We start from the raw sequence: 22,501 nt of genomic DNA, 5'->3' as shown, positions 1-22,501 counted from the left end.
CGGCTCCGTCAGGGGCGGGGCTTCTTCTCCTGCTCCGGCAGCCGACCCGCCGCGCGTTCCGCGGCGAACCAGGCGCGCGCCTCGTCCTGGCGCGCACGCTCCTCGCCGAGGGCGATCGGCGCACGGACGTGCTCCGGCTCGTAGCCGAACGACGCGAGGAGCTGTGGCACGAGCGGTCGGAGACGGGCGATCAGCCGGTCGATCGAGGCCGAGACCGCGCGGGCACGCTGCGCCGACAGCCGACCGTGGACGAGGTACCAGTCGAGGTGCTGCTCGAGCAGTCCGAGTGCGAACAGGTCGCGCAGCCAGACGAGCACCTTCCGGGTGTCGCCCTCGGGGACCTCGTCGATCGCGTCGGTGAACGCCTCCCACTGCATGCGCTCCGCGTGCGCCTTCGACGCCTCGATGAGCTCGTGCTGCGACCGGTTCAGCAGCTGCGCCTGCCGGGCGCGGTCCTTGCCGGCGGTGTTCAGCCGCATGCCGATCTCGGCGACCATCGCGTCGACCCGGCTGCTCAGCAGTGCCCGCTGCGTCTCGGTGTCCCGGAGGTCGGTGGCGCTCGCGGCGAGGGAACCACGGTCCTTCACGGTCTGCCCGAGGCGTCGGATCCCGCTCGCGTCGGCGAGCTTCGTGCCCACCTGCGCCGCGACGAACTTCGCCGTCGAGGCAGCGTCGCGCGGAGCCTTCTTCCGGAAGTCGGTGAGCAGTCGCTTGCCGACGAGCTGGAGCAGCACCGTGTTGTCGCCCTCGAACGTCACGTAGACGTCGAGGTCGGCGCGGAGACTCGTCAGGCGGTTCTCGGCGAGGAAGCCGGCACCGCCGCACGCCTCGCGGCACTCCTGCAGGGTGTCGAGGGCGTACCAGGTGGACATCGACTTGAACGCCGCGGCCTCGGTCTCCAGGTCCTCGCGGCGCTCCGGGGTGTCGAGTCGGCCGCTGAAGACGTCGTCGAAGGTGCGGAGGAGCTTCTCGTGTGCGAACGACTGCGCGAACACCGTCGCCAGGCGGGGGATCAGCCGTCGCTGGTGCTGCCCGTAGTCGAGCAGGACGCCCTCCTCGCCGCCGTTCGTCGGGAACTGCCGGCGCTCCATCGCGTAGGTCAGGGCGATCTGCAGCCCGATCTTCTGCGCGACGACGGCGGCGCCGTCGAGCGACACACGCCCCTGCACGAGCGTGCCGAGCATGGTGAAGAACCGGCGTCCTGGCGACGCGATCGGCGACGTGTACGTGCCGTCCTCGGCCACGTCCCCGTACCGGTTCAGCAGGTTCGTGCGGGGGACGCGGACGTGGTCGAAGTGCAGCCGACCGTTGTCGATGCCGTTCAGGCCGCCCTTGACGCCGTCGTCCTCACCGCCGACGCCGGGCAGGAACGCACCGTCGTCGTCGCGGAGGGGGACGTAGAACGCGTGCACGCCGTGGTCGACGCCCTGCGTGACGAGCTTCGCGAACACGACCGCCGCCTTGCCGTGCAGTGCGGCGTTGCCGATGTAGTCCTTCCACGCGCCGCGGAACGGCGTGTGCACGACGAACTCCTGCGTCGCCGGGTCGTAGGTCGCCGTCGTCGCGATGCTCTGCACGTCGGAACCGTGCCCGGTCTCGGTCATCGCGAAGCAGCCGGGGACGTCGAACGCGATGATGCCGGGGAGGAACTCGCGGTGGTTGCGCTCGGTGCCGAGGTGGTGCACGGCCGAGCCGAACAGGCCCCACTGGACGCCCGCCTTGATCTGCAGGGACGGGTCGGCGGTGGTCAGCTCCTCGAACGCGGCGAGGTTGCCGCCGTGGTTGTCCTGACCGCCGAGCTCCGGCGGGTACGGGCGCTGGATCGCGCCGTTCTCCTGCAGGATGCGCAGCTGGTCGAAGGCGCGGGCGCGGTGCTCGACGATGGAGAGGCCCTCGACCTTGTGCAGCGCCGGGTCCCGCACCAGTCGACGGGAGATCCGACGGTCCTCCGCCCAGCGTCCGAGCAGGTGCTCGGCGAGGAGGTCGACGTCGATGCGGACGTCCGTGTCCGTCCCGGCAGACGGGGTACCCGCCGCCGGGTCACCGCTCGCGTCCGCCTTCGGGGCGCTGCTCGCGGTGTCGCCGGTCGCGGTGCCGGTGCTCGTGACGGGTGCGGTGTCGACCATCGTTCGCTCTCCTGAACTGCTCAGTCCTCGTGCTGCTGCCGTACCCACCCAACCTAGGCACCGGGGCCGGGGTGCGCACAGGCGCGGTGCGGGGCCGACAACGGCGACGGCGTCGCGCTCCGGGACGGTCGTGGGAACCCTCCAACCGCCATCGGGGTCGTGCCGGGCGCCGCGATGGCCGTCGGGTGCCGTTGTGGTCGCTGGGCGCGGCGATGGTCGCCGGACGCGGCGATGGTGTCGCGGGCGAGGATCCCTCGGCGACTGGGCACCGCGTCCGGACGCCGGGCAGACTGGCTGGCATGTCACGCACCACGGCCTCCGGGCCAGACACCCAGCGGCGCGAGCGCACCTTCTTCGGGCAGCCGTTCGAACTCTCGACACCCTTCGCGGTGGAACTCTGGGAGCGGTTCTCGTTCTACGGCATGCAGGGCATCGTCCTGCTGTACATGTACTACTCCGTCGCCCGGGGCGGCCTGGGCATCGACGAGCACACCGCGACCGGGATCATGGGGGCGTACGGCGGCGCGGTGTACCTGTTCACGATCATCGGGGCGTGGATCTCCGACCGGCTGATCGGTGCCGACCGGACCCTGTTCGCCAGCGCGATCGTCGTGATGGGCGGCCACGTCGCACTCGCGCTCCTGCCGGGGGCGGTCGGCGTCGGTGTCGGCCTCGTGCTCATCGCGCTCGGGTCGGGCGGCCTCAAGGCGACCGCGACGACGATCGTCGGTGGCCTGTACACGAAGGAGGACCCGCGCCGGGACGCCGGGTTCTCGCTCTACTACCTCGGCGTGAACATCGGCGCGTTCTTCGGTCCGATCCTGACCGGTCTGCTGCAGTCGTCCCTCGGCTTCCACTTCGGGTTCGGGCTCGCCGCGGTCGGGATGGCCGCCGGGCTCGTGCAGTACGGCATCCGCCGCCGGAAGCTCCCTGACGTCGTCCGGCGCGTCACCAACCCGCTCGAGCGCCGCCGGCGGCCGCTGGTCGGCGTGCTCGTGGCGGTCGCACTCGTGATCGTGGTCGCCGCCGTCCTGACGGGTCTGCTCAACGTGGGCAACCTGCCCGTGGTCGTCGTCGCCATCGTGGTCGTCGCCGCGATCGCGTACTTCGTCGTCATCCTGTCGAGCGGACTCACCCAGGACGAACGATCGCGGGTGTTCGCCTTCATCCCGCTGTTCATCGGCAGTGCCGTGTTCTGGTCGCTGTACCAGCAGCAGTTCACCGTCGTGACGATCTACGCCGACCAGCGCCTCGACCGGAGCCTCTTCGGCTTCGAGATGCCGGTGTCGTGGGTGCAGTCGATCAACCCGATCATGATCATCGTGCTGTCCGGTGTGTTCGCCGCGATCTGGACCAAGCTCGGCGACCGGCAGCCGTCCACCCCGACGAAGTTCGCGCTCGGCACGGGGATCATGGGCATCGCGTTCCTGCTGTTCCTGCCGTTCGTCGGCACCGGCCGGAACGGCACGCCCGTGCTCGTCCTCGTCGGGATCCTGCTCGTCTTCACGATCGCCGAGCTCCTGCTGTCGCCGATCGGGCAGTCCGTCGCGACGAAGCTCGCCCCGCCGAAGTTCCAGACCCAGATGGTGGCGCTGTTCTTCCTCTCGGTGTCGCTCGGCACCGCGGTCACCGGCGTGCTGTCGAAGTACTACGACCCGCGGCACGAGGCACCGTACTTCGCGGTCCTCGGCCTCGTCGCCGTCGCGGTCGGCGTGGTCCTGCTGGCCACGACCCGACCGGTGCTCCGCCTGATGCGCGGGATCCGATAGCCTGGGACCAGCCACATCGGCAGGCGGGCACCGCATCCCGCCGGCCGTCAGAACGAGGAGATATCACATGCTGGAGCTCATCGGAGCCGTCATCATCGGCATCGGCGTCGTCGGTGGCGTCTTCACGTGCATGGCGCTCTCGGCCATGATGAAGAGCGGTTCCGAGGAGTACTAGCCCTCCACCGGCACCAGCTGACGACTCAGGACGGTCGCGCGCTCGAAGGGGCCGCGGCCGTCCTTCGTGTACACGGGCTCGTCGAACGCGACCGTCCACGACAGGGGCTCACCGACCCCGGGGTACCCGACGATCTGGTTGCCGCCGGGTGCGACGATGAGGCCGATCGGCTCAGGGCTGCCGTCGGCCTCGACCCACTGTTCGCCGCCGTCGGTGACGTCCACCACGCGGACGAGGGCCCCGATGCCGAGCGCTCCTCGGGGCTGCGCGGGCATGGGGCGGCGCTTCCGGTTCCAGATCACGCCGTCACCGTACCGTGCCGGTGCTCCGGGTCGGCGTAGCGCGTGTCCCTGCCGCGAGTGCCCCGCACGGAGGTTCCACGACTCGCCGCTCAGTTCCGCCGGGGTTCCACGACCCGCCGCGCGCCCGCATCGAGGTTCCGTAATTACGGAACCTCGGCGCCCACCTCGGCGCCCACCTCGGCGCGCACCCCGGCGTTCGGCGCAGCGTCCGGCACCCGCCGGATCTCGGTGATCGCCGAGTGCCCCGTGTCGGGGTGCTTCCGCATCGACAGCAGTCGCTCCATCGAGGGCTCGAGCGCCGTGACCTTGTCGAGCGGCGCACTCACCACGAGCTGGAACCCGAGCCGGAGCCACGCCGTCACGGCACGCCCGGCGAACTCCGAGTCCGCCTTGATGAACGCCTCGTCGAGGAACACCGGCGCGAACCGGGGTCGCGGCCGCGTCTCGTCGCCGAGCTGGTAGCGCAGTGCGGCACCGACGATGAAGGCCACGAGCTCCTGCGTCTCGCCGCCGGACTTGTCGCCGAGCGACGAGTACACACCGAGGTCGTTGCCGTCCGTGTCGTAGCGGACGGCCGTGATCTCCATGTGCCGCCGGACGTCGAGCACGGCGTCACGCTGCGTGGTCCGCCCTCGGGGGGCGTCGCCGTCGGCACGGATGACCGCCATGAACCGACGGAGTCGGCGGAAGCGGGTCTCGAGCACGTCGTCGGTCAGCTCGGCGTCGACGGAGGCCGACAGCGCACGGAGCTCGCGGCGGAACTGCACGACGTCCTCGCGCGTGACCCGGCGGATGACGATCTTCAGGCGGTCGCGGTTCGCGCCGAAGGGCAGGTCGCGGAGGATCTCGTTGACCGGCTCGAGGCGCTCCTCGATCTCGACGACCGCACGGTCGAAGGCCCCGGCGAGCGGCACGAGGTCCTCGCCGCTCCACTGCGACAGGCGACGACGCCACTCGCTGCGGCGTGCGTGCAGCCCGGTCGCGACGATCTGGTCGAGGATCGCGCGGTAGTCCGGGTACGACGCGACGCCGGTGCCCGTGTTCGGGTCGGGCCACGCGTCCTGGTACCGCTGGAACGTCAGGGTGAGCGCGTTCGATGCGGCCGCTGCGCCGTCGAGGGCCTGGGACAGCCGTTCCTCGAGTCGGCGACGGAGGCGCCTGGTGGCGTCGTCGAAGCCGTCGACGCCGTCGGGGACGCCGACCTCCTCGAAGGTCTCGGCGAGGAGCCGCGCCTGCTCGTCGTCCGGCAGTGCTGCCGGGGCGTCGTCGAAGCGCGCGAGGATCTCGGCCGCGGCGTCCTGCCCGTCGACCAGCACCGCGTGGCGTTCCTCGAGCCGCTGCACCGTGAGCCGTGCGGCCGAGCGGCGGTCGGAGGCCTCGTCGAGCGATGCACGCAGCCGGGCGACCGATGCCCGCAGGGTGCGGAGCCCGTCGTCGGCGGCGAGGACGGCGTCGCGCTCGGCGCCGAGCCGGGCGAGTGCCTCGTCGACACCGGTGACGTCGATGCGCTCCCACGTCGTGTCGACCCGGTGCTGGTGCGCGGCACGGAGCGTGTCGAGCGCGGCGATGTCCTGCGCCACGTCGGTGCGGCGTGCCTCCAGCGTCGCGAGGTCCTGGGCGATCGACGCGAGTTCGGTCTCCACGGCGACGACCCTGGCCTCGTTCGTGAAGCCGATGACGTTCGCCTGACGCCGGTCGCCGTGCGCGCCCCGACGGCCGTCGCGGAGCTGGCCGGACTCCGTCACGCGCCGACCGCCGCCGCCGAGTTCAGCGGCCGACTCGACGCACCGGGCGTCGATGCGGTCGGACTCGATCCGGGAGCGCACCCACGTGCTGAACGGGGAGTCCTTGATCGCGAGCTTGCCGGACACCATCGCCGGGTCGCCGTCCAGGTCGAGGTGCGGTCCTGCCGGCACGCCCTCGAACTGCACGCGGACGCCGAGGCGCAGCGCGTCGATCGCGGCGCTGAAGTCGTCGAGCCGGTCCTGGTCGACGAGCAGCGTGCGGGCGACGGGCGCGAGCACCGACTCGATCGCGGTGCGCCACCGCTCCTCGCCCGGCAGGACGTCGAGGAGCTCCGCGACGAACGGCAGCGACGCCGGGTCCATCCCCGCGGCGTTCGCCATCGCGACCCGGGCCTCGTGCATCGGCAGCGGCATCGCGCCCTGCCGGTGCTCGAGTGACTGACGCTCCTGTCGGAGCGACCGCTCGCGGTCCAGGAGCGGGTACTCCTCGCGGGTCAGCGCGTCGCGACGCTCGTCCAGTGCGGTGCGCGCGGCACCGAAGGTCCCGAGGAACTCGTGCGACTCGCGCTGCGCGGCGCCGAACGCGGACTCGGTCGTCGGGACGGGCCCGAGCAGCGCCGTCCTCGCTTCGAAGGCCTCGCGGGCGTGGAGCACGGACTCGCGCTCCCGGGTCCGACGGTCGATGCGGTCCTCGAGCTGCGCCAGCGCGTTGCCGCCGGAGTCACGGAGCCGTGCCTCGGCCTCGCGTAGCTCGATCTCGACGGCACCGTGCCGCGCGGACGCGGCCTCGACCTCGGCTCGTGCCACGGTGCGCTCACGCGCGTTCCGGTCGACCTCGTCGTCGAGCAGCGCCCGCTTCCTGGTCGCGGTCCAGTGCGCGAACGGCGACACCTCGGACCCGGTGGCGATCCCGTCGAGCGCCGCCGCGGCCGCGCGGGACCGTTCGATCTCGAGGTGCAGCTCGGTGATGGGGGAGAGGATCGCGACCTTGCGTTCCTCGGTGTCCATCGCCTCGTACGCCTCGTCGAGCGCGGCGAAGTGGGCGAGCGCCCGGTCGGCGGCCTCGTACGTACCCGGTGTCTCGAGCACGAGTGACTTGTACAGCGAGTCGACCGTCGGCATGTGCTGCCCGGCCTGGATGCGCGCGAGCAGGCGCATCGCCCGGTTCCCGCCGCCGGAGTCGCCGATGCCGAGCCGGGTCTGCAGCGTGTACGCCAGCTCCTGGTAGGTGTCCCGGATCACGAGCCCCGGGACACGTCCGGTCAGCTCGAGGTGGCTGAAGCGCGACGGCACGAAGTCCTCGAGGCGCCGCAGGTCGAAGTCGTCGTCGACCGTCGCCATCGTCATCTGGATGTCGCCCACCCCTCGTGCACGCTTCGGCACGATGTAGGCGCGGAGCACCGTGAAGCGCCGCTCGTCGTCGTTCCGGAACGTGACCCCGACCGCGCCCCACGTCGCGGTGTCGTCGCCGCGGAGGTTCACGTCACGCAGGGCCCCGGACTCGGGGTCACGTCGGGTGTCGACCTTGCCCCGCAGGTAGGTGAGCAGGTTGCGCTGGTCGGCACTGCGCGCCCGACCGGTGGTCGCGTCGTTCGAGGCGCCGTTGAACGGCACGTCGGACGGCATCATCACGGCCAGGTAGGCGTCCATCAGCGTCGACTTGCCCGTCCCGGAGGCGCCGGAGATGAGCGTCGCGGTGCCGGACAGCTCGACCTGGCGGTGGCCGTGGAACCCGCCCCAGTTGACGACCTGCATGGACTCCGCGCGCCACTGGGCGACGGTGTCGAAGAGCGCCGGCATGCCGGCGGTGTCGGTCCGGAAGTCGGTCACGCGGACTCCTCCTCGTCGGTCTCGTCGCCGTCCAGGTCGGACGGGAGGCTCGGCCCGGCCCCGTCGGACCCGTCACCGCTCGCGGTGGTCACCTCGGAGAGCCATCGGTCCAGTTCCAGCAGCCGCTCGAGCGGGAGCAGGACCTCGACGACGCTCGCGATCCGGAAGCGGTCCGGGTCGCTCGTCCGCAGCAGGACCCGCGCCGTGACGAGGCGGTCGACCGCCTTGGCGACGCGGGCCTCGTCACGCGTCCGGTCGGTGGCCGTGGCCGGACGGAAGCCGGCGACGTGTCCGAGGATCTCCGACCGGTCGACGACGACCTGGTCCGGGCCGGGCCGGGCGTCGGCGCGGAGTCGCATCCGCAGGTAGACGAGGACGATCGTCTCCTCGCGCGTGTACGGCACGTCGCGGAGCAGCGTCGGGAACCCGCGGCGCTGGCTCTCCGAGCGCGCCTGGCGCTTCCACGCCACCTCGCGGTCGCGGTCCACGTGCAGCTCGAGGAACAGGTCGTTCAGCCGCGACCGGAGCTGGAACTCCGCGTCGAGCACCGCGCGCCACTCGTCGGCGTGCGTGCGGGCGCTGATGTACGAGTGCCGCAGGAGTGCGACGAGGGCGCGTCGCTGCGGCTCGTCGAGCCGCCCCTCGTCGCCCTCGAAGAGGGCGAAGCTGGACTCGTCACGGTCGACGTCCTGCTCGACGTCGGCGGGGTCGTCGAAGCGGTCCGTCTCGTCGACGGGACCGGTCGTCGTGTCGGTCACCGAGCCTCCAGGGTGGTGTCGTCTGCCGACGGGCCGAGCGCGGCCGTGGGCATGGTGAACGCGATCGTCGTGCCGTCCGGGCGCACCGTGTGGTGGCGGACTGCGGTGGCTGCCGCCTCGAAGTCGTCGCGTCCGGTGAGCAGGTGCGCGAGGCCGAACAGCTCGACGGGGCGGCGTTGCTCCGCCGGGAGCTCGTGGAACGCGCCGTCGCTCGTCGGGGCGGTGCTGAACCGCAGTGCGGCGCGGAGCTCGGTGAGGAGCGGTCCGCCGTGCCGTCGGAGCGAGGCGACGTCGATGTCATCGAAGACGTCGTCGTCCGGCTCCTCGATCGGCGGTGGGACGGCCTCGGTGTCCGGGTCGTAGAACCGCTCGCGGAAGGTGCCGACCTCGGCGACCGGCGGCAGGAGCTCGAGCGGAAGGGTTCCACGCGCGCTCCCGTCTTCCATGAGCGTCGCGAGCCGGCGGTTGACGCTGCGCAGGACGGCGTCGAGCTCGCGGTCGCGGACGACGTCGTGCGCGACGATCTGGTCGCGGAGCGTGCCGGTGAGCAGTCGGCGCTGGGCGAGGACGTCCTCGATGCCCTGCCGGAGGATGCTCACCGTGTTGCGGAAGGTCCGTCGTTCCGCCGCGCTCAGCGACGTGGCGAAGGGGTGCTCGAGGATCGTCGTGATGTCGTCGCGGAGACGGAGCAGCAGGGCGTCGTCGCGGAGGAGCTCGAAGGCGCCCTCGAACGCGCGGCCCTCCGGCGTCGACTCCATCAGCGTGTCGGTACGGGCGAGGTAGTCGTCGAGGATCTCGCCGATCGGGCGGACCTCGTTCCGGAAGTCCTCGACGATGGCGCGGTGCATCGACGCGACCGCCTCCTCCACGCGCTTGAAGTCGCTCGGGAGCTGCCGGATCAGGTCGGTGATGTTCGTGTAGCCGTCGCGCATCCGGTCGTCGTCGACCGTCGTCGGGGCGTCGCCGGTCGCCAGGCGGTCGCGCTCGGCCTGCAGCTCGGCGATCTGCGCGTCGATCCGGCGGATCTGCACGTCGGGGTCCGGCTCCGCGCGGGCCGCCCACCGGTGCACGGCGTCGACGATCATCGCCAGGCGGCTCTCGCTGATCAGGGCGCGGTCGGCGGAGAGGGCGTCGACGAGGCTCAACGCCTCGAGCGCGTGGCTCGTCAGCGAGTACTGCTCGTCGCCGTCGGGGGAGTTGGAGCGGACGAGCCACTGGGCGGCGACCCACTCGCGGCAGAGGGCGCGGCCGTTCGGGCGCTTGTCGTCGTCCTGCGGGTTCTCGCTCGCCGGGACCCTGGCGCCGGTCGCCTGCAGCCGGATGACGTGCTCCTCGACCTGCAGGTGCATCCGGTCGGCGGGGACGTACTGCACGTCGCGGTCGAACACCGTCCGGAAGACCGCGAGCACGACGGCACTCGTCGGGCGGGACATCAGGCGCAGCGTCGGGCGGTCGAGCACGGCGCGCACGCGGGCGTACTCGAGGTCGACGTCGGTCATGCTGCCCTTGCTCTGTGTCTCGTGTCGAGGTTCTCGTGGCTGGTGGTCGTGTCCGGTCATCGTCGCGGGACGAGAAGAGCCCGACGCGGTGTGCGTCGGGCTCTTGGGGTGGGCGATACCAGACTCGAACTGATGACCTCTTCGGTGTGAACGAAGCGCGCTACCAACTGCGCCAATCGCCCCCTGCACTTGCGTGCGGATCGATAGTAGCGGATGTCGGCCGCCCTGCCGAACCGAGCCTCGTGCTCGCGCGCGTCGTGGGTAGTGGGTAGGGGGTCGTTCCGGCCTGCCCGTTCCTGCTGGGCCCTGCCCCGTCCTGCTGCGCGCGGTGCGGCATTTGTCGACGCCGCTCGCCGTGGCCGCTGCCCGTGGTGCGGCGTTGGCCGGCTGGTGCGCGGCAAGGACGGCGCACGGGGCTGGCAGGGGCGCACCGGTTGCGCGGGCGAGCACGGTGCGGGCTCGCCGCCGCCGCTGAGCACGGTGCGGGGTTCGCCGCAGCCGCTGCCCCTGGTGCGGCGTTCGCCGGCCGGTGCGCGGCAAGGGCGGCGCACGGGGCTGGCAGGGGTGCACCGGTTGAGCGGACGAGCACGGTGCGTGGAGTGCCGCCGCCACGACCGAGCACGGTGCCAGGAACGCCGCCACCACGCACGAGTACGGTGCGTGGAACGCCGCCGTCGCCGCCGCCGCCGCGGACGAGCACGGTGCGAAGGGGCCTACTTCCGCGTGAACTCGGGGGACACGCCCGGTGAACAGGAACGATTTTGGAGAATCGCCCCGGAGTCGGATACAGTTTACGAGTCGCCGCGAGAGCGGACACGACATGCGGATGTGGCGCAGTGGTAGCGCATCACCTTGCCAAGGTGAGGGTCGCGAGTTCGAATCTCGTCATCCGCTCGAGTACCGGTTCCCTCGGGTCCCGGTTTCTCACCAGAGGGTATCCCACCGTTCGGGTACTCACGGAGACGTGAACCTCGATGGTGGGGTGGCCGAGAGGCTAGGCAGCGGCCTGCAAAGCCGTCCACGCGGGTTCGAATCCCGTCCCCACCTCCAGACTCTGCCTCGGCGGAGACTTCTGGGCGATTGGCGCAGCGGTAGCGCGCTTCCCTGACACGGAAGAGGTCACTGGTTCGATCCCAGTATCGCCCACCACAGAAAGCCCCCGGATGTCCGGGGGCTTTCGCCGTTCCGGAAGCCGGCTGGACGGACCGATCCGCCGACTCGGCACGGCTGCTCCGGTGGTTCGATCAACGCGTCGGCGCGTGTTCGACGGGCCCGGGGCACCCGCCGCGACGACCGAGCTCCACGCCTGTCGGCGGCAACGGATCACCGGTCCGTCGGGGAACGGCAACACCGGCTGGACGTCGGTGATGCGGCGTGGTGACCCTCAGGGCGTCGACAGGTTGCGCTCGGTCTGGCCGAGGGAAGCGAGCATGCGCAGCTTCTCGGCAGTGTCACTGTCCTGATCCGGGTAGTACACGACGAGGACGAGCCCACTGACGGGAAGCTTCTCTCGGTTGAGCCTGAGGGCGCCGAGGACGGGGTGGTGCACCTCCGTCGTGTTCCCTTCGAGTGGACGCACGTCCTGCCGTGCCCAGACGGCTCGGAATCGAGCGCTGGCGAGGGAGAGCTCCCCGACGAGTTCGACCGCCCGAGGGTCAGCGATGTCGTCGCCGACGGTGTGCCGGAACGCCGCCACCGCATCGGTCACTGCCCGGCCCCAGTCAGTGTGGAACTCGCGCTCTTCCGGGTCCAGGAACAGCGATCGGAGCCGGTTGTGTCCGGGCGCGAGGCGTGGGGACAGGTCCGTTGCCGACCTGTTGGCAGCGAGGACGTCGAAGTAGCGCCCTTCGACGAACGCGGGCATGTCGAGCGCGGAGAGCAGATGCTGCAGCCGCTGGGGGACTCGCTCCATGCGCCGCGGACGTCGACTGCGTGGTCGTTTGGTCGCGAGGCCGAGCAGGTAGTCGGTCTCGACCTCGTCCAACAGGAGGGCTCTGGCAAGGGCCTGGAGGACCTGCGACGACGGGTTGTCGTCGCGGCCCCGCTCGAGGCGGAGGTAGTAGTCAGCGCTGATCCCGGACAGCAACGCGACCTCTTCACGGCGCAGACCCGGGACGCGCCGCTTCGATCCGGCGGGCATCCCGACCTGCTCGGGCGCGATGAGCGCGCGGCGCGCCATCAGGTACTGACCGAGGCGGTTCTCGTCGGCTCGTTCGTCCATGGACTTCACGCTAACGACGATGCGGCCACTTGAGGGGGTCCTGGCACACCCCGGATCACGGGGGCCTTCTCGGTACCGGTGACGATCCGGAGGATCAGTGTCGTACCGGTCATCAGACAGGAAGAAGACTGACATGGACATCACCAAGCGAACCGTCCTCATCGTCGGAGGAACCTCGGGCATCGGCCACGGCCTCGCACGCCGCTTCGCCGACGCCGGCTCCACCGTCATCGTCGGCGGTCGCAACACGGAACGCGTCGAGGGGCTGGAAACCGTCGCCATCGACGTGGCGGACCCCGCGTCGATCGATCGTGCCCGCGACGAGGTCCTCGCCGCGCACCCGGACCTCGACCTCGTCGTGACGATGTCCGGCGTGATGATCCTCGAGGACCTCCGTGACCCGGCCCACATCGAGCAGGCGGAGACCACGATCACCGTCAACCTGCTCGGCACCATCCGCGTCCTCGATGCATTCACGCCCCATCTCATCGATCAACGTCGCGGCGACTTCATCACGGTCACCTCCGGCATCGCGTTCATGCCCTTCCCCCTCATGGCGACGTACGGGGCCTCCAAGGCCGCCGTGCACGCCTACTCGGTGTCCCTTCGCGCGCACCTCGCCGGCACCGGCGTCGGTGTCACCGAACTGGTACCGCCGGCGGTCGCAACCGCGGGGCAGGAGAAGGTCAACCCGAACGCGCTCCCGCTCGACGCGTTCCTGGACGAGGTCCTCGGGCTCCTGGCCCAGACGCCGACGCCGAACGAGATCGTCGTTGAACGTGCTCAGGCGCTGCGGTGGGCGGAGCGCGACGGAACCTACGCCCAGCTCCTCGAACAGCGGTCGCAGTCGTTGAACACCCTCCCTGGTCGCTGAGGTCATCCGGAGCCCGTGCGGTGTCGCCGTGCGGGCCCGGCCCACCCGGCGACCGCGGCTGCGTCCGCGCGGTCCGCGTCGCAACGGACGAGGAGATGCTCCCGCTCGCCGAGCGGGCGAACTCGGCGATGTGCCCCGGCGCCTCGGAAAGAGGCGAGGTCGGGCACCGACCTCGCGGTCATCACGTCCGGGAGGTCGATCGTCCACGAGCGACGATCGGGTCCGCCTCGGCAGCCGACGCCTAAGGTGAGCCCGTGACTCATGACGAGATGCGACGCGAGTGGTACGAGCCCTATCTTGCCGCGTGCAACGACCGGCGCTTCGACGACCTCCGTCACTACGTGCACCAGGATGTCGACGGAGCGGCCGACGGGTCGGCGTCAGGGCTGGACGAGTACGTGGCGGGCGTTGTAGCGATCACCGATGCCTTCCCGGACTACCGATGGCGCATGGAACGACTCGTGATCGACGGGCAGTGGATCGGCGCGATCGTCCACGGATCTGGGACACATCGCCACGAGTTCCACGGCATCCCCGCCACCGGGCGTTCCGTGTCAGTGCAGGAACTGGTGTTCTACGAAGTCGTGGAAGGGAGGTTGCGGACCTGCCGCGGCGACCTCGATGCCAGGTTGCGTGACCTCCTCACGGTCGGTCAGGTGTGAGGGAGCACGTCGAGGCTCCCGTGGTCGAGGATCGGCGCCGGTGGGCCTCGTCTCCGAGCGCTGCAAGCGTGCGCACGGGATCTGCCGGGACAGCTCGCCAGACGAACACCGGATGCCTCGGCTGGGGCGGTCCTCCAGTCGAACAGCGCACGGCCACGAGATCGCTCGACCGGGTCCGAGTGGCGTGGTTACGCCGGACGGGCGTTGGAAGCTCCGGACCGGTGGCGGGAGGCCCGCGCCGAGCGCGGCCGAGTCCCTGCGCGCGGACCTGAGCGGGCACGAGGGGCGGGGGCGGAGGCGTCGTTCCCCGACACGGGACCGGTCAGCCGCCCACCACGGAAGTCCCCGGTCTCCTGGGCGGACCCGACGACATCGAGCGGACCCGACCTGACTGGGCGGACCCGGCGACATCGGGCGGACCCGGCGACATCGGGCGAACCCGACGTCTACCGCGCGGACCCGACCACGCCCGACACCTTCGTGCCGTTCCCGTCCGGCCACCACGCCGCGACCGTCTGCCCGGCACGGTCGGGCGCGGTCCGCTCGAACGCGGCGACGACGTCCTCCGCATCGGCCTCGGTGGGTGCGACAGCGGTCACCAGCGTCCCTCCGACGTTGAGTCGGGTGATCCCCGGGTGGGCTTCGAGGACGCCGGTCGCCGTGGCGATGGTGGTGTCCGCGACACCGAACAGCCCGGTGACCCCGGTGGACAACGTCCACGACGTCGACGTCCCGACGTACACCCACGAGTCGGTCGGATCGGTGACGTGGGCGCGGAGCCAGGCAACGGCGGCCGCGACGGACGCGGGTGTCCGGACCCGGATCGTGATGGCCGTCGCGCCCTGCTGGGCGACGGTCACGCCCGGCAGCAGCGCCGCCTCGGTCACCAGCCGGTACCCGTCCGCGTCGGTCACCAGCGGAGGGTCGCCCGGCGACGGGGTGGACCCGAGCGACCGGGACGCCGGCAGTGCGAGCTCCCAGGCGGCGACACCGTCTCCCCGGGCAGCGTGCACGGTCGCCGTGGAGGACCCGAGCGCTGCCCGCACCTGGTCCACCTGCTCGAGCGTGAACCCGGAGCGGACGTGCACCGTGAAGTCCGCGGACCAGGGCGCGTTCTGCAGCGACTTCCGGGACACGCAGTGCGAGTCGTCCGGCTGTCGGTACGTCGCGTCGACGTCCGTCACACCGGGCAGCGTGGCGAGCCGGTCGGCCGTCGGCGCGTACGAGGCGGTCACCGTCGGTCCGGGCTCCAGCGGTCGGCACCAGCCGGACGACGAACACCCGGCGGCGGTGGACACGACCGCGGCCCCCACGACCGCGGCCGCGATCCACCGGACTCCCCACACGAGCACCACTCTGCCCGATCACCCCGGTCGGCACGTCCGTCGCGAGGGGGATCTGTTCCGGAAGACACACGACGGGGAGCGGGACGGCTCCCGGTAGGGTCTCGACGATGAACGCCACGATGGACACCACCCGCTCGACGTCCACAGCGGGTGGTGTCCGATGAGTGAGTCCCACCAGCAGATCCTCGCCCTCGACGTCGCCCCCGAGGACGCCGAAGCGGTCGCCGAGCGCCTCCGTACCTGGTTGCGCGACCGTCGGTTCGCGGTGCCGGACCCCGACGCCGTCGACGACTTCCCGCCCAACAGCCGCCGGGGCGTGCTGTCCCTCCCCGCCGACAGGTTGGGTCCGGGGTTCACCGTGCGCCCGACCGAGTGGGACGACCCGCGCCACGACCCGCGGTGGTCGTTCATCTACGTCCACGTACCCCACGACGAGGACCACCGCATCTGGTACCTCGGAGACAGCACCGGTCCCTCCGACTGCCGGTACTGCGGGACGCCGTTCGCCGACGAGCCGTTCTGGGCCGCGTTCAACGCCTGGCTCGAGGGACCGGAGCCGACCCTGACCTGCGCGGACTGTGGCGGGACCGCGCTCATGGGGGACCAGGACACCTCGGGCAGCATCGTCGTCAGCCCGCTCGGGATCGTCACCTCCGACGACGGCTGGGACCTCGTACCGGAGCTCCTCGGGGCCCTCCGCGCCGACTTCGGCGGACGGTGGACCTGGGTGCACCACCACCCCTGAGCACCCACGCGCGGCCGGCCGGACGGCCCGTCGCGGCTACACTGCCAGCCGGGGACGAAGGGGGATCCGATGACCGACGTCGTGCAGCACCGGTCGCGGGCCTGGACGATGGCGTGGCTGGCCGTCTCGGGTCCACCGGCCGTCGTGCTCAGCGTGGTCGTGACGCTCGCGCTCCAGAACGTCCAGATCTACGTCGCGACGATGCTGCTGCAGTTCTGGGTGCTCGCCAGCGTCGTCCTCGGCATCGCCGCCGTCGTCGTCGGGGCCCGCGACGCGCGGCTCGGGCGCCGGTCCTCCGCGGCCGGTGCCGTCGTCGGCGGGGTCGGCGCGCTCCTCTGCGTCGTCGAACTCCTCGCTGCCGGGTACGTCCTGTCGCTGCTCAATCAGCTCTGACCGGTTCCGGACGGCGCGCGGCGGACCGCCGGACGGGAGGCACGGTGCAGGCCCGACCCGTGCCTGGCGTCGGGTGCCTGCTCCGGTCCAGGGCCGCGCGCGGTCAGCCCGCCGTGGCGACCGAGCCGTCAGCGACCGACCCGTCGGCGTCCGACCCGTCGGCTTCGGACGCCGTCCGCTCCGCGGCCGCGCCGCCGACACCCTCGACGAGACGGACGGTGACGTCGACGAGGCCGGCGGGGACGCCCTCGTGCTCGTCGACCAGGTCGCGGATGCGTTCGCCGACCTCGCGGACGGTGTCCTTCGCGGGACGGGCGTCGTCCACCGCGATGCCGGTCACGACCCGGAGCGACGACCCGTCGCGGTGCACGTCGACCAGCACGTCCGGCGCTCGGAGGGCCAGCGTGCCGGCGACCACCTCCGCCGCCGCCTGCACGATCGCTCTCGGCGGGTGGACGGCCACGACGCCGTCCACGCTGCGGATCCGGCTCGTCAGCGCCCGGGAGAGGGCTTCGTCGCGCATCTGGTGCTCCTACGGCAGGGTGACGTCGTCGAAGACGACGTCGACGGACGCCACGGTCAGGTCGGTGTGTCGCTCGAGCGCGGCGACGATCCTCGCGCGGAGGCGATCGGCGACCTCGACGGCGGGTGCTCCGTAGACGAGTCCGGCGGTGACGCGGACGTGCACCGGCGCCCCCGGTTCGCCCACGTCGCCCTCGAGGGTGCACGAGCCCATCACCACGTCGCCCGTCGTGTCGCCGGTCCGACGGACGAGTCCGCGGACGGCCGCCTCCGTCATCGCCAGGCGGAGCCGCGGGTCGGGGTGCGCGATCGGGACGTCCCGTCCGGGCCGGACCTCGGACCGGATCGTCTCGAGCAGGCGGTCGATCCACGACGTGTCGGGGTCGGGCTGCGACTCGGCCCGGCGCTGGAGGGCGCCGCGGGACAGCTCGCGGAGTCGCGCCATGTTGTCGAGGGCGAGGCGGCACGTCGCGGAGTCCTCGATGCTCGGGTCCCTGGGCGTCCGGTCGCGGTCGAGGTAGTCCGCGAGCTCCTCGATGGTGTGGCCGTCGAGGTCGTCCTCGGGCACGGCGGCGTCGTCGATGTCGCTCATCGCCACGCCTCCATCTCCGCGGTCAGGGTGCGACGCGCGCGGGCGAGGAGCCCGCGGACCGTCGACACCGGCAGTTCGAGCTCCTCGGCGATCTGCTGGTAGCTGTACCCGGCGGTCTCCCGGAGGAGCCAGCACCGCCGTTGGTCGGCGGGCAGTCCGTCGAGCGCAACCCACATCGCGTCGAGCTGCATCCGCGCCTCGACGATACGCTCCGGTTGCCGGGCGCTCGAGCTCGGTTGGTCCACCGCGTCGACGTCGTCGTGGTGCCGACGGCGTCGCAGCCGGTCGAGCGCCTTCCTCGTGACGATCTGCATCATCCACGAACGGAAGCGCCCCGGGTCGTTGAGGTCCGACAATCGCCGCCAGCCGGTGAGGAACGCGTCCTGCACGACGTCGTCCGACTCGAGGTTCGACCCGAGCACCTGCTCGGCGTAGAGCCGCGCCACCGGGCCGTGGCGGCGTGCCAGCACCTCGAACGCGCGGACGTCGCCGTCGGCGGCGCGCACCACGAGGGTCGCGTCCGCAGCGCCCGCGAGGGGATCGTCGTGGTCCATCCCCACCTTCCGGTTCGGCGTCGAGCCGGAGTGCCGGCGGTTCTCGCCCCACCATGCACCCGACTCCCGGGAAACGCCCGGAGCGGCCCGGGACGTGCGTTCTTCGTCCAGACTGGTCCCCATGCAGCCAGCGCCGAAGTCCGACGTCACCGCCGCGCTCCTCGCCCTCACCGGGCAGGGCGAGCACCCCATCGTCGTCACCGCCGACGGCGACCGGATCACCGGGACCTGGCGTGTGGACCTGTCCGGGCAGCCGGCCGGCGACGGCGGCCTCACCCTGCTCGGCGGCGCGACGTGGAACTGGCACGTCACGCTCCTCGACAGTGGGCTCTACAAGGCGTCGATGAGCTCCCGGAACTGGCCAGAGGACGGCGGCTTCTTCACCTTCAGCAGCAGCTGGGTGAGCGGTCCGATGAAGCGGGTCCTGGCGGAGCACGGGTGGCAGCGCCGGAAGAACCCGTTCAGCCGGGCGTGGGGCGCGCTGACCGGCCGCAGCTGACCGCGGCGTCCGTGTCCCGGTCGCCAGCGGCCGTGTGGCAGGATCGTGCGGTGGACGAACGGGCAGCACCGGTCGCCGTGGTGATCGCGGCGATGAGCGAAGAGGTCGCCGCGTTCGCGGACCTCGTGGGCGGCGTGAGCGCTGCCTACGGACCCGTCGGTGGACACGACGGCCACCGGTTGCTCGACGTCGCGGGTCGGACGGTGGCCGTCCAGCGGAGCGGCATCGGCTTCACGAACGCCACGGCCGCGGTGGCGCACTGCTACCACGACTTCGGCCCGGTCCCGGTGATCAGCGTCGGCACCGCCGGCGGACTCATGCACGGCGTGGCGATCGGCGACGTCGTCATGGGGGACCGCTACGTCAACCTCAACGCGGACGCGACGGCGTTCGGCTACGCCCTCGGGCAGGTACCAGGCATGCCGACCGGGTACGCCCCCGACGACCGTCTCGTGGCGCTCGCGTTGGCAGCGGACGTCCCGCATCCGCTCCGGGCGGGGACGATCGGGTCGAGCGAGGTGTTCGTGACCGAGGAACGGGCCCGCGTGCTCCGCGAGGCGTTCCCCGCGGTCGCCGCGGTCGACATGGAGTCGGCGGCGATCGCCCAGTTCGCGCACGTGCACGCGATGCCCTTCCTGTCCGTGCGGGGCATCAGCGACCTCTGCGCGCCCGACGGCGACGAGTTCCGGCTGCACCTCGACGACGCGGCGGCGCGGGCGGCGACGGTCGTGCACGACGTCGTGGTGGGTCTCGCCGCCTGACGTCCGTCGTTCCGGTCACGCTGCCCCGCTGATGGGTACTGTCGGGGTCCCCGGAGAAGGAAGCACCCCATGCGCATCGGAACGAGCATCGCCCTCATCGTGATCGGCGCCATCGTCGCCTTCGCGGTCGACTACCAGGTGGCAGGCCTCAACCTCAACCTCATCGGCTACATCCTCATGGCAGCCGGCGTCGTCCTGCTGATCATCAGCCTCGCCGTCGCGTTCGGCGGTCGACGCACGACCACCACGACCCGCGCCGGCGTGGACCCGGCGTCGGGCGAGCAGGTCACCCGCCAAGAGCGTCGCGACGGTACCTACTGAGCGACAGCACCCACTGAGCGCCGCCGGTCACGGACGCGACCGCAGCGTCACGTCCGTGACCGACGGTGCGACCGGCTGGCCAGCCGTGCATTCGGTCAGTCGGCCGGACGGAACACCCGGATCGCGGGAGCGTCACCGGCGTCGTGGGTCTCGTCGGTGATCCGCCAGGTCCGACCGTCGTGCTGGAGCGTCTCCTCGAGCTCGCCACGCACGAGGATGCGCACCGCCGGCTCGTCGCCCTCGACCAGGTCCACCCCGTGCGCCTCGGGTTCGACGGGGCCCTCGTCGCGCACGTCCTTCACGAAGTCGCTCATGCCACCAGTGAACACGGTGACGCCCCGCTCCGCCCGAGCAGCCACGCCTGAGGGACCGCGCAGGTCCGCGCGGGCCGGTGCCGCCACGTCCTAGGGTGTCGGCGTGGGGAACGACAAGGGAACGAGCCGACGGCGTGGCGGACTGATCGGCATCGTCGTCGTGGCGGGCTACCTGGTGCTGCGGTTCGGCTTCCTGGCCTGGCGCGAGCACGAGGACGGCATGTCGACCGGTGCGGTCGTCGGCACGCTGCTGCTGTACGCCGTCGGCATCTTCGCCGTCCTCGAGATCGTGCTCGCCGTCCAGAACGCGAACACCGCTCGTCGCGAGCGAGCGCTCGCCGAACGGCATCCCGGCGCGCTCCTCGCCCGGGCGCTGTTCTCGAAGGACGTCGCCGTCGACGTCCGGCGGACGGCGGCGATGCTCGGCTCGACACCGGAGGGCGACGTGCCCCGCCGGGGGCAGGCGACCGTGGTCGCCGACCACAACGGGATCGGCGTCTACGTCGGGGGCAGCAGCCCGCGCCTGGTGCTCGGCATCCCGCGGGCCGTCATCCGGGCCGTCGCGAACGGAGAGACCGCGGCGGCAGGCCGGTACACGTTCGGGTCGGTGGACGCGCTCCGGGTGATCGTGGACAACGGACAGTGGACCGAGGTGGACCTGCCCCTGTACCGGACCGTCGTCGGGTTCGCCAAACACCTGCAGGGCGACCAGCTCGCGGCGCAGGTCCGTTCGATCGCGGTCGCCGCCGGCGTCCGACAGGAACTGCCCCAGCCGGGCGCCGCCGGCTGACACGTGCCCGGCGGACACGCCCGGTCCGGTCGGACGAGTCGGTTCCGCGCCCGGGGACGGGTATGCTCGACCTGCGCGTCCGACAGGTCGCGCGATGCGGATGTGGCGCAGTGGTAGCGCATCACCTTGCCAAGGTGAGGGTCGCGAGTTCGAATCTCGTCATCCGCTCGGGAACCGCCGGCTCCACCCGGCCCCCCACGAACCCCGACTCCGGTCGGGGTTTCGTGGTTTCCGAGGACCGGAAAGCGGATCGCAGCCGTGTGCAGTCGTCAGCTGCCGCCGAACCGCTCCGCCCGGACGTCAGCGGTGTCGTGTCCGAGCTCGCCGAGCCAGCGCAGCACCTGCTCGACGAACGGGGTCGACCCGCACACGTACACGAGTGCTCCCGCGTCGGGTGGGAACACCGCCGCCGCGAGGGAGTCCCGGGTCAGGCGCCCCGCGGGCATCGTCGATCCGTCCGGTGCTCGGCGGCTGAACACGATCGACAGGTCGAGCGGAGCGGGGCCGGCGACCGCCGCGGCGAGCTCCGAGCGGAAGAAGACGTCGTCCGGGGTCCGGACGCCGTAGAGCAGCCGGAACGGGGCCGGGTCCGCCGCCTCCCGGTGCGCCGTGACCATCGCGACGAGCGGCACGATGCCGGACCCGCCGGCGATGAGCTGGACGGGCCGCGGTGCCCGTTCCGAGGCCGGCTCCGGCCGCCAGACGAACCAGCCGCCGAGGGGGCCGTGCACCTCGAGTGCATCGCCGACCTCGACGTCGTCGACGAGGAACGGGGAGACCTCGCCGTCGTCGACGCGGTCGATCGCGAGCACGACGCGCGTGCCGGGACCGCTCGACGCGATCGAGTAGGAGCGCGTGGCCTGGTAGCCGTCCTCGGCCGTGAGGCGGAGGTCGAGGTGCTGCCCGGCGTCGTTGCCCGGCCAGGTCGGGACGTCGAGGACCAGGCGTCGGGCCGACGGGGTCTCGGCGGCGACGGCGGCGACCGTCGCGCCGTGCCAGGCCGGCCGTCTGCTCGTCGGGACGGACGCGGCGGCGGCGCCCCGTGCCTCCAGGCCGGTCGGTCGTCCGGGGTTCACCAGTACCGTTCCTCCTTCCACGGGTCCCCGTGCAGGTGGTAGCCGTTCGCCTCCCAGAAGCCCGGCTCGTCATCGGCCTGCATGACGATGCCGCGGACCCACTTGGCGCTCTTCCAGAAGTAGAGGTGCGGCACGAGCAGCCGGGCCGGGCCGCCGTGCTCCGGCGTGAGCGGAGCGCCGTCGGCCTCGAACGCGATCCACGCCTTCCCGCCGAGCAGCTCGTCGAGCCGCACGTTCGTCGTGTAGCCGCCGAAGCTGTGCACCATGCAGGACGTCTGCGTCGTCTCCACCTGGGCGAAGAGCGCGTCGAGCGGGACGCCGCGCCAGGCCATGTCGAGCTTCGTCCAGTGCGTGACGCAGTGGATGTCGACCGTGACGTCCTGCACCCCGAGCGCCACGACGTCGTCCCACGTCCACTCGGTCAGCCCGTGCTCGGTCCGGATCGAGAAGCTCCAGTCGGAGGGCGCGATCCGCGGGGTCGCCCCGGCGGAGAGGACCGGCCAGTCCTGCACGAGGGTCTGGCCCGGTGGGAGCCGCGATTCGTCGCGATCGCGGCGGCGTCCGCCGAACCCGCGTGTGAAGGTCGCCATCGTGGTCTCCTGCTCGGTCGGGGAGGCGTCCCTCGAT

General features: G+C 71.8%; 22 protein-coding genes and 5 tRNA genes. 13 read left to right on the top strand and 14 right to left on the bottom strand.

Going from position 1 to position 22,501, the window contains the following annotated elements; genetic code table 11:
* Nucleotides 1-8: 8 nt before the first annotated feature.
* Entirely contained in the window at nt 9-2,126 is a 2,118-nt protein-coding gene (locus FS641_RS01255; RefSeq protein ID WP_144758717.1) for an acyl-CoA dehydrogenase, read from the bottom strand.
* A 299-nt stretch (nt 2,127-2,425) separates the two neighbouring features.
* On the opposite strand from FS641_RS01255, the gene FS641_RS01250 reads away from it, so the two are divergent.
* Complete coding sequence (locus FS641_RS01250; RefSeq protein ID WP_144758714.1) at nt 2,426-3,895, top strand: peptide MFS transporter; 1,470 nt, start codon at nt 2,426-2,428, stop codon at nt 3,893-3,895.
* A gap of 171 nt (nt 3,896-4,066) precedes the next feature.
* On the opposite strand, the gene FS641_RS01245 is transcribed toward FS641_RS01250, so the two are convergent.
* From FS641_RS01245 to FS641_RS01225, 5 genes are all read right to left on the bottom strand, one after another.
* Nucleotides 4,067-4,372, bottom strand: coding sequence for a hypothetical protein (locus tag FS641_RS01245; RefSeq protein WP_144758711.1), 306 nt, complete (start codon nt 4,370-4,372; stop codon nt 4,067-4,069).
* Between the two features lie 143 nt (nt 4,373-4,515).
* Nucleotides 4,516-7,947, bottom strand: a complete 3,432-nt coding sequence (locus FS641_RS01240) for an ATP-binding protein (protein WP_144758708.1) — start codon at nt 7,945-7,947, stop codon at nt 4,516-4,518.
* The gene (locus FS641_RS01235) at nt 7,944-8,705 is read right to left on the bottom strand and encodes a DUF4194 domain-containing protein (protein ID WP_144758706.1); all 762 of its coding nucleotides are present in this window, start codon (nt 8,703-8,705) and stop codon (nt 7,944-7,946) included. The genes FS641_RS01240 and FS641_RS01235 overlap by 4 nt, the downstream gene beginning before the upstream one ends.
* Nucleotides 8,702-10,204 (bottom strand): DUF3375 family protein, encoded by a 1,503-nt coding sequence (locus tag FS641_RS01230; protein WP_186317518.1) that lies wholly within the window; start codon nt 10,202-10,204, stop codon nt 8,702-8,704. Before FS641_RS01230 ends, FS641_RS01235 begins: the two co-directional genes overlap by 4 nt.
* A 109-nt stretch (nt 10,205-10,313) precedes the next feature.
* A tRNA-Val gene (locus FS641_RS01225) sits at nt 10,314-10,386 on the bottom strand.
* Nucleotides 10,387-11,026: 640 nt separating this feature from the next.
* On the opposite strand from FS641_RS01225, the gene FS641_RS01220 reads away from it, so the two are divergent.
* The 3 genes from FS641_RS01220 to FS641_RS01210 all read left to right on the top strand — a co-directional run bounded on the left by FS641_RS01220 (nt 11,027) and on the right by FS641_RS01210 (nt 11,353).
* Nucleotides 11,027-11,098, top strand: a tRNA-Gly gene (locus FS641_RS01220).
* Nucleotides 11,099-11,180: 82 nt separating this feature from the next.
* Nucleotides 11,181-11,254: transfer RNA gene (locus FS641_RS01215), tRNA-Cys, on the top strand.
* 24 nt (nt 11,255-11,278) lie between these two features.
* A tRNA-Val gene (locus tag FS641_RS01210) sits at nt 11,279-11,353 on the top strand.
* Nucleotides 11,354-11,588: 235 nt separating this feature from the next.
* Here the strand turns inward: FS641_RS01210 and FS641_RS01205 are convergent.
* On the bottom strand, nt 11,589-12,566 hold the full coding sequence (locus FS641_RS01205; protein WP_260855648.1) for a helix-turn-helix domain-containing protein: 978 nt from the start codon (nt 12,564-12,566) through the stop codon (nt 11,589-11,591).
* On the opposite strand from FS641_RS01205, the gene FS641_RS01200 reads away from it, so the two are divergent.
* Both FS641_RS01200 and FS641_RS01195 read left to right on the top strand, forming a co-directional pair.
* Complete coding sequence (locus tag FS641_RS01200; RefSeq protein WP_144758698.1) at nt 12,559-13,299, top strand: SDR family oxidoreductase; 741 nt, start codon at nt 12,559-12,561, stop codon at nt 13,297-13,299. The two genes, FS641_RS01205 and FS641_RS01200, sit on opposite strands and share 8 nt — an antisense overlap.
* 254 nt (nt 13,300-13,553) lie before the next feature.
* Entirely contained in the window at nt 13,554-13,961 is a 408-nt protein-coding gene (locus FS641_RS01195; RefSeq protein ID WP_144758695.1) for an ester cyclase, read from the top strand.
* Between the two features lie 446 nt (nt 13,962-14,407).
* Here the strand turns inward: FS641_RS01195 and FS641_RS01190 are convergent, their stop codons facing one another.
* Nucleotides 14,408-15,307 (bottom strand): hypothetical protein, encoded by a 900-nt coding sequence (locus tag FS641_RS01190; protein WP_144758692.1) that lies wholly within the window; start codon nt 15,305-15,307, stop codon nt 14,408-14,410.
* Nucleotides 15,308-15,467: 160 nt separating this feature from the next.
* Between FS641_RS01190 and FS641_RS01185 the strand changes: the two genes are divergently transcribed.
* Both FS641_RS01185 and FS641_RS01180 read left to right on the top strand, forming a co-directional pair.
* Nucleotides 15,468-16,052: a hypothetical protein gene (locus tag FS641_RS01185; protein WP_144758689.1), complete on the top strand. Its 585-nt coding sequence runs from the start codon at nt 15,468-15,470 to the stop codon at nt 16,050-16,052.
* Between the two features lie 69 nt (nt 16,053-16,121).
* Nucleotides 16,122-16,445, top strand: coding sequence for a hypothetical protein (locus FS641_RS01180; protein WP_144758686.1), 324 nt, complete (start codon nt 16,122-16,124; stop codon nt 16,443-16,445).
* 103 nt (nt 16,446-16,548) lie between these two features.
* Here FS641_RS01180 and FS641_RS01175 read toward each other — a convergent pair whose 3' ends face one another.
* Genes FS641_RS01175 through FS641_RS01165 form a run of 3 tightly spaced genes read right to left on the bottom strand, consistent with a single transcriptional unit; the run spans nt 16,549 to nt 18,113 of the window.
* Nucleotides 16,549-16,968, bottom strand: coding sequence for a hypothetical protein (locus FS641_RS01175; RefSeq protein WP_144758683.1), 420 nt, complete (start codon nt 16,966-16,968; stop codon nt 16,549-16,551).
* Nucleotides 16,969-16,977: 9 nt separating this feature from the next.
* A complete protein-coding gene (locus FS641_RS01170; protein ID WP_144758680.1) occupies nt 16,978-17,559 on the bottom strand; it encodes an Asp23/Gls24 family envelope stress response protein in 582 nt (193 codons plus the stop codon).
* On the bottom strand, nt 17,556-18,113 hold the full coding sequence (locus FS641_RS01165; RefSeq protein WP_144758677.1) for an RNA polymerase sigma factor: 558 nt from the start codon (nt 18,111-18,113) through the stop codon (nt 17,556-17,558). The genes FS641_RS01170 and FS641_RS01165 overlap by 4 nt, the downstream gene beginning before the upstream one ends.
* A gap of 121 nt (nt 18,114-18,234) precedes the next feature.
* Between FS641_RS01165 and FS641_RS01160 the strand changes: the two genes are divergently transcribed.
* From FS641_RS01160 to FS641_RS01150, 3 genes are all read left to right on the top strand, one after another.
* Nucleotides 18,235-18,612 (top strand): hypothetical protein, encoded by a 378-nt coding sequence (locus FS641_RS01160; RefSeq protein WP_144758673.1) that lies wholly within the window; start codon nt 18,235-18,237, stop codon nt 18,610-18,612.
* A 50-nt stretch (nt 18,613-18,662) separates the two neighbouring features.
* Nucleotides 18,663-19,373 carry a 5'-methylthioadenosine/S-adenosylhomocysteine nucleosidase gene (gene mtnN / locus FS641_RS01155; protein WP_260855579.1) on the top strand — a complete coding sequence of 237 codons (711 nt, stop codon included), beginning with the start codon at nt 18,663-18,665 and terminating at the stop codon, nt 19,371-19,373.
* A 69-nt stretch (nt 19,374-19,442) separates the two neighbouring features.
* Nucleotides 19,443-19,694 carry a DUF6458 family protein gene (locus FS641_RS01150; protein WP_144758671.1) on the top strand — a complete coding sequence of 84 codons (252 nt, stop codon included), beginning with the start codon at nt 19,443-19,445 and terminating at the stop codon, nt 19,692-19,694.
* Between the two features lie 95 nt (nt 19,695-19,789).
* Here the strand turns inward: FS641_RS01150 and FS641_RS01145 are convergent, their stop codons facing one another.
* Nucleotides 19,790-20,008 carry a hypothetical protein gene (locus FS641_RS01145; RefSeq protein ID WP_144758668.1) on the bottom strand — a complete coding sequence of 73 codons (219 nt, stop codon included), beginning with the start codon at nt 20,006-20,008 and terminating at the stop codon, nt 19,790-19,792.
* Between the two features lie 103 nt (nt 20,009-20,111).
* Here FS641_RS01145 and FS641_RS01140 point away from each other — a divergent pair, with 103 nt between their 5' ends.
* Nucleotides 20,112-20,798: a hypothetical protein gene (locus tag FS641_RS01140; protein ID WP_144758665.1), complete on the top strand. Its 687-nt coding sequence runs from the start codon at nt 20,112-20,114 to the stop codon at nt 20,796-20,798.
* Between the two features lie 96 nt (nt 20,799-20,894).
* Nucleotides 20,895-20,966 (top strand) — tRNA-Gly (locus tag FS641_RS01135).
* A gap of 101 nt (nt 20,967-21,067) precedes the next feature.
* Here FS641_RS01135 and FS641_RS01130 read toward each other — a convergent pair.
* Complete coding sequence (locus FS641_RS01130) at nt 21,068-21,874, bottom strand: FAD-binding oxidoreductase (protein ID WP_260855578.1); 807 nt, start codon at nt 21,872-21,874, stop codon at nt 21,068-21,070.
* Nucleotides 21,871-22,464, bottom strand: a complete 594-nt coding sequence (locus tag FS641_RS01125; RefSeq protein ID WP_144758662.1) for a molybdopterin-dependent oxidoreductase — start codon at nt 22,462-22,464, stop codon at nt 21,871-21,873. Before FS641_RS01125 ends, FS641_RS01130 begins: the two co-directional genes overlap by 4 nt.
* Nucleotides 22,465-22,501: the final 37 nt, after the last annotated feature.

This window comes from Curtobacterium sp. 9128 (assembly GCF_007673775.1).
GTDB lineage: Bacteria > Actinomycetota > Actinomycetes > Actinomycetales > Microbacteriaceae > Curtobacterium.
The sequence above is the reverse complement of the archived record's forward strand: the minus strand, read 5'-3'. Positions and strand labels throughout refer to the sequence as shown.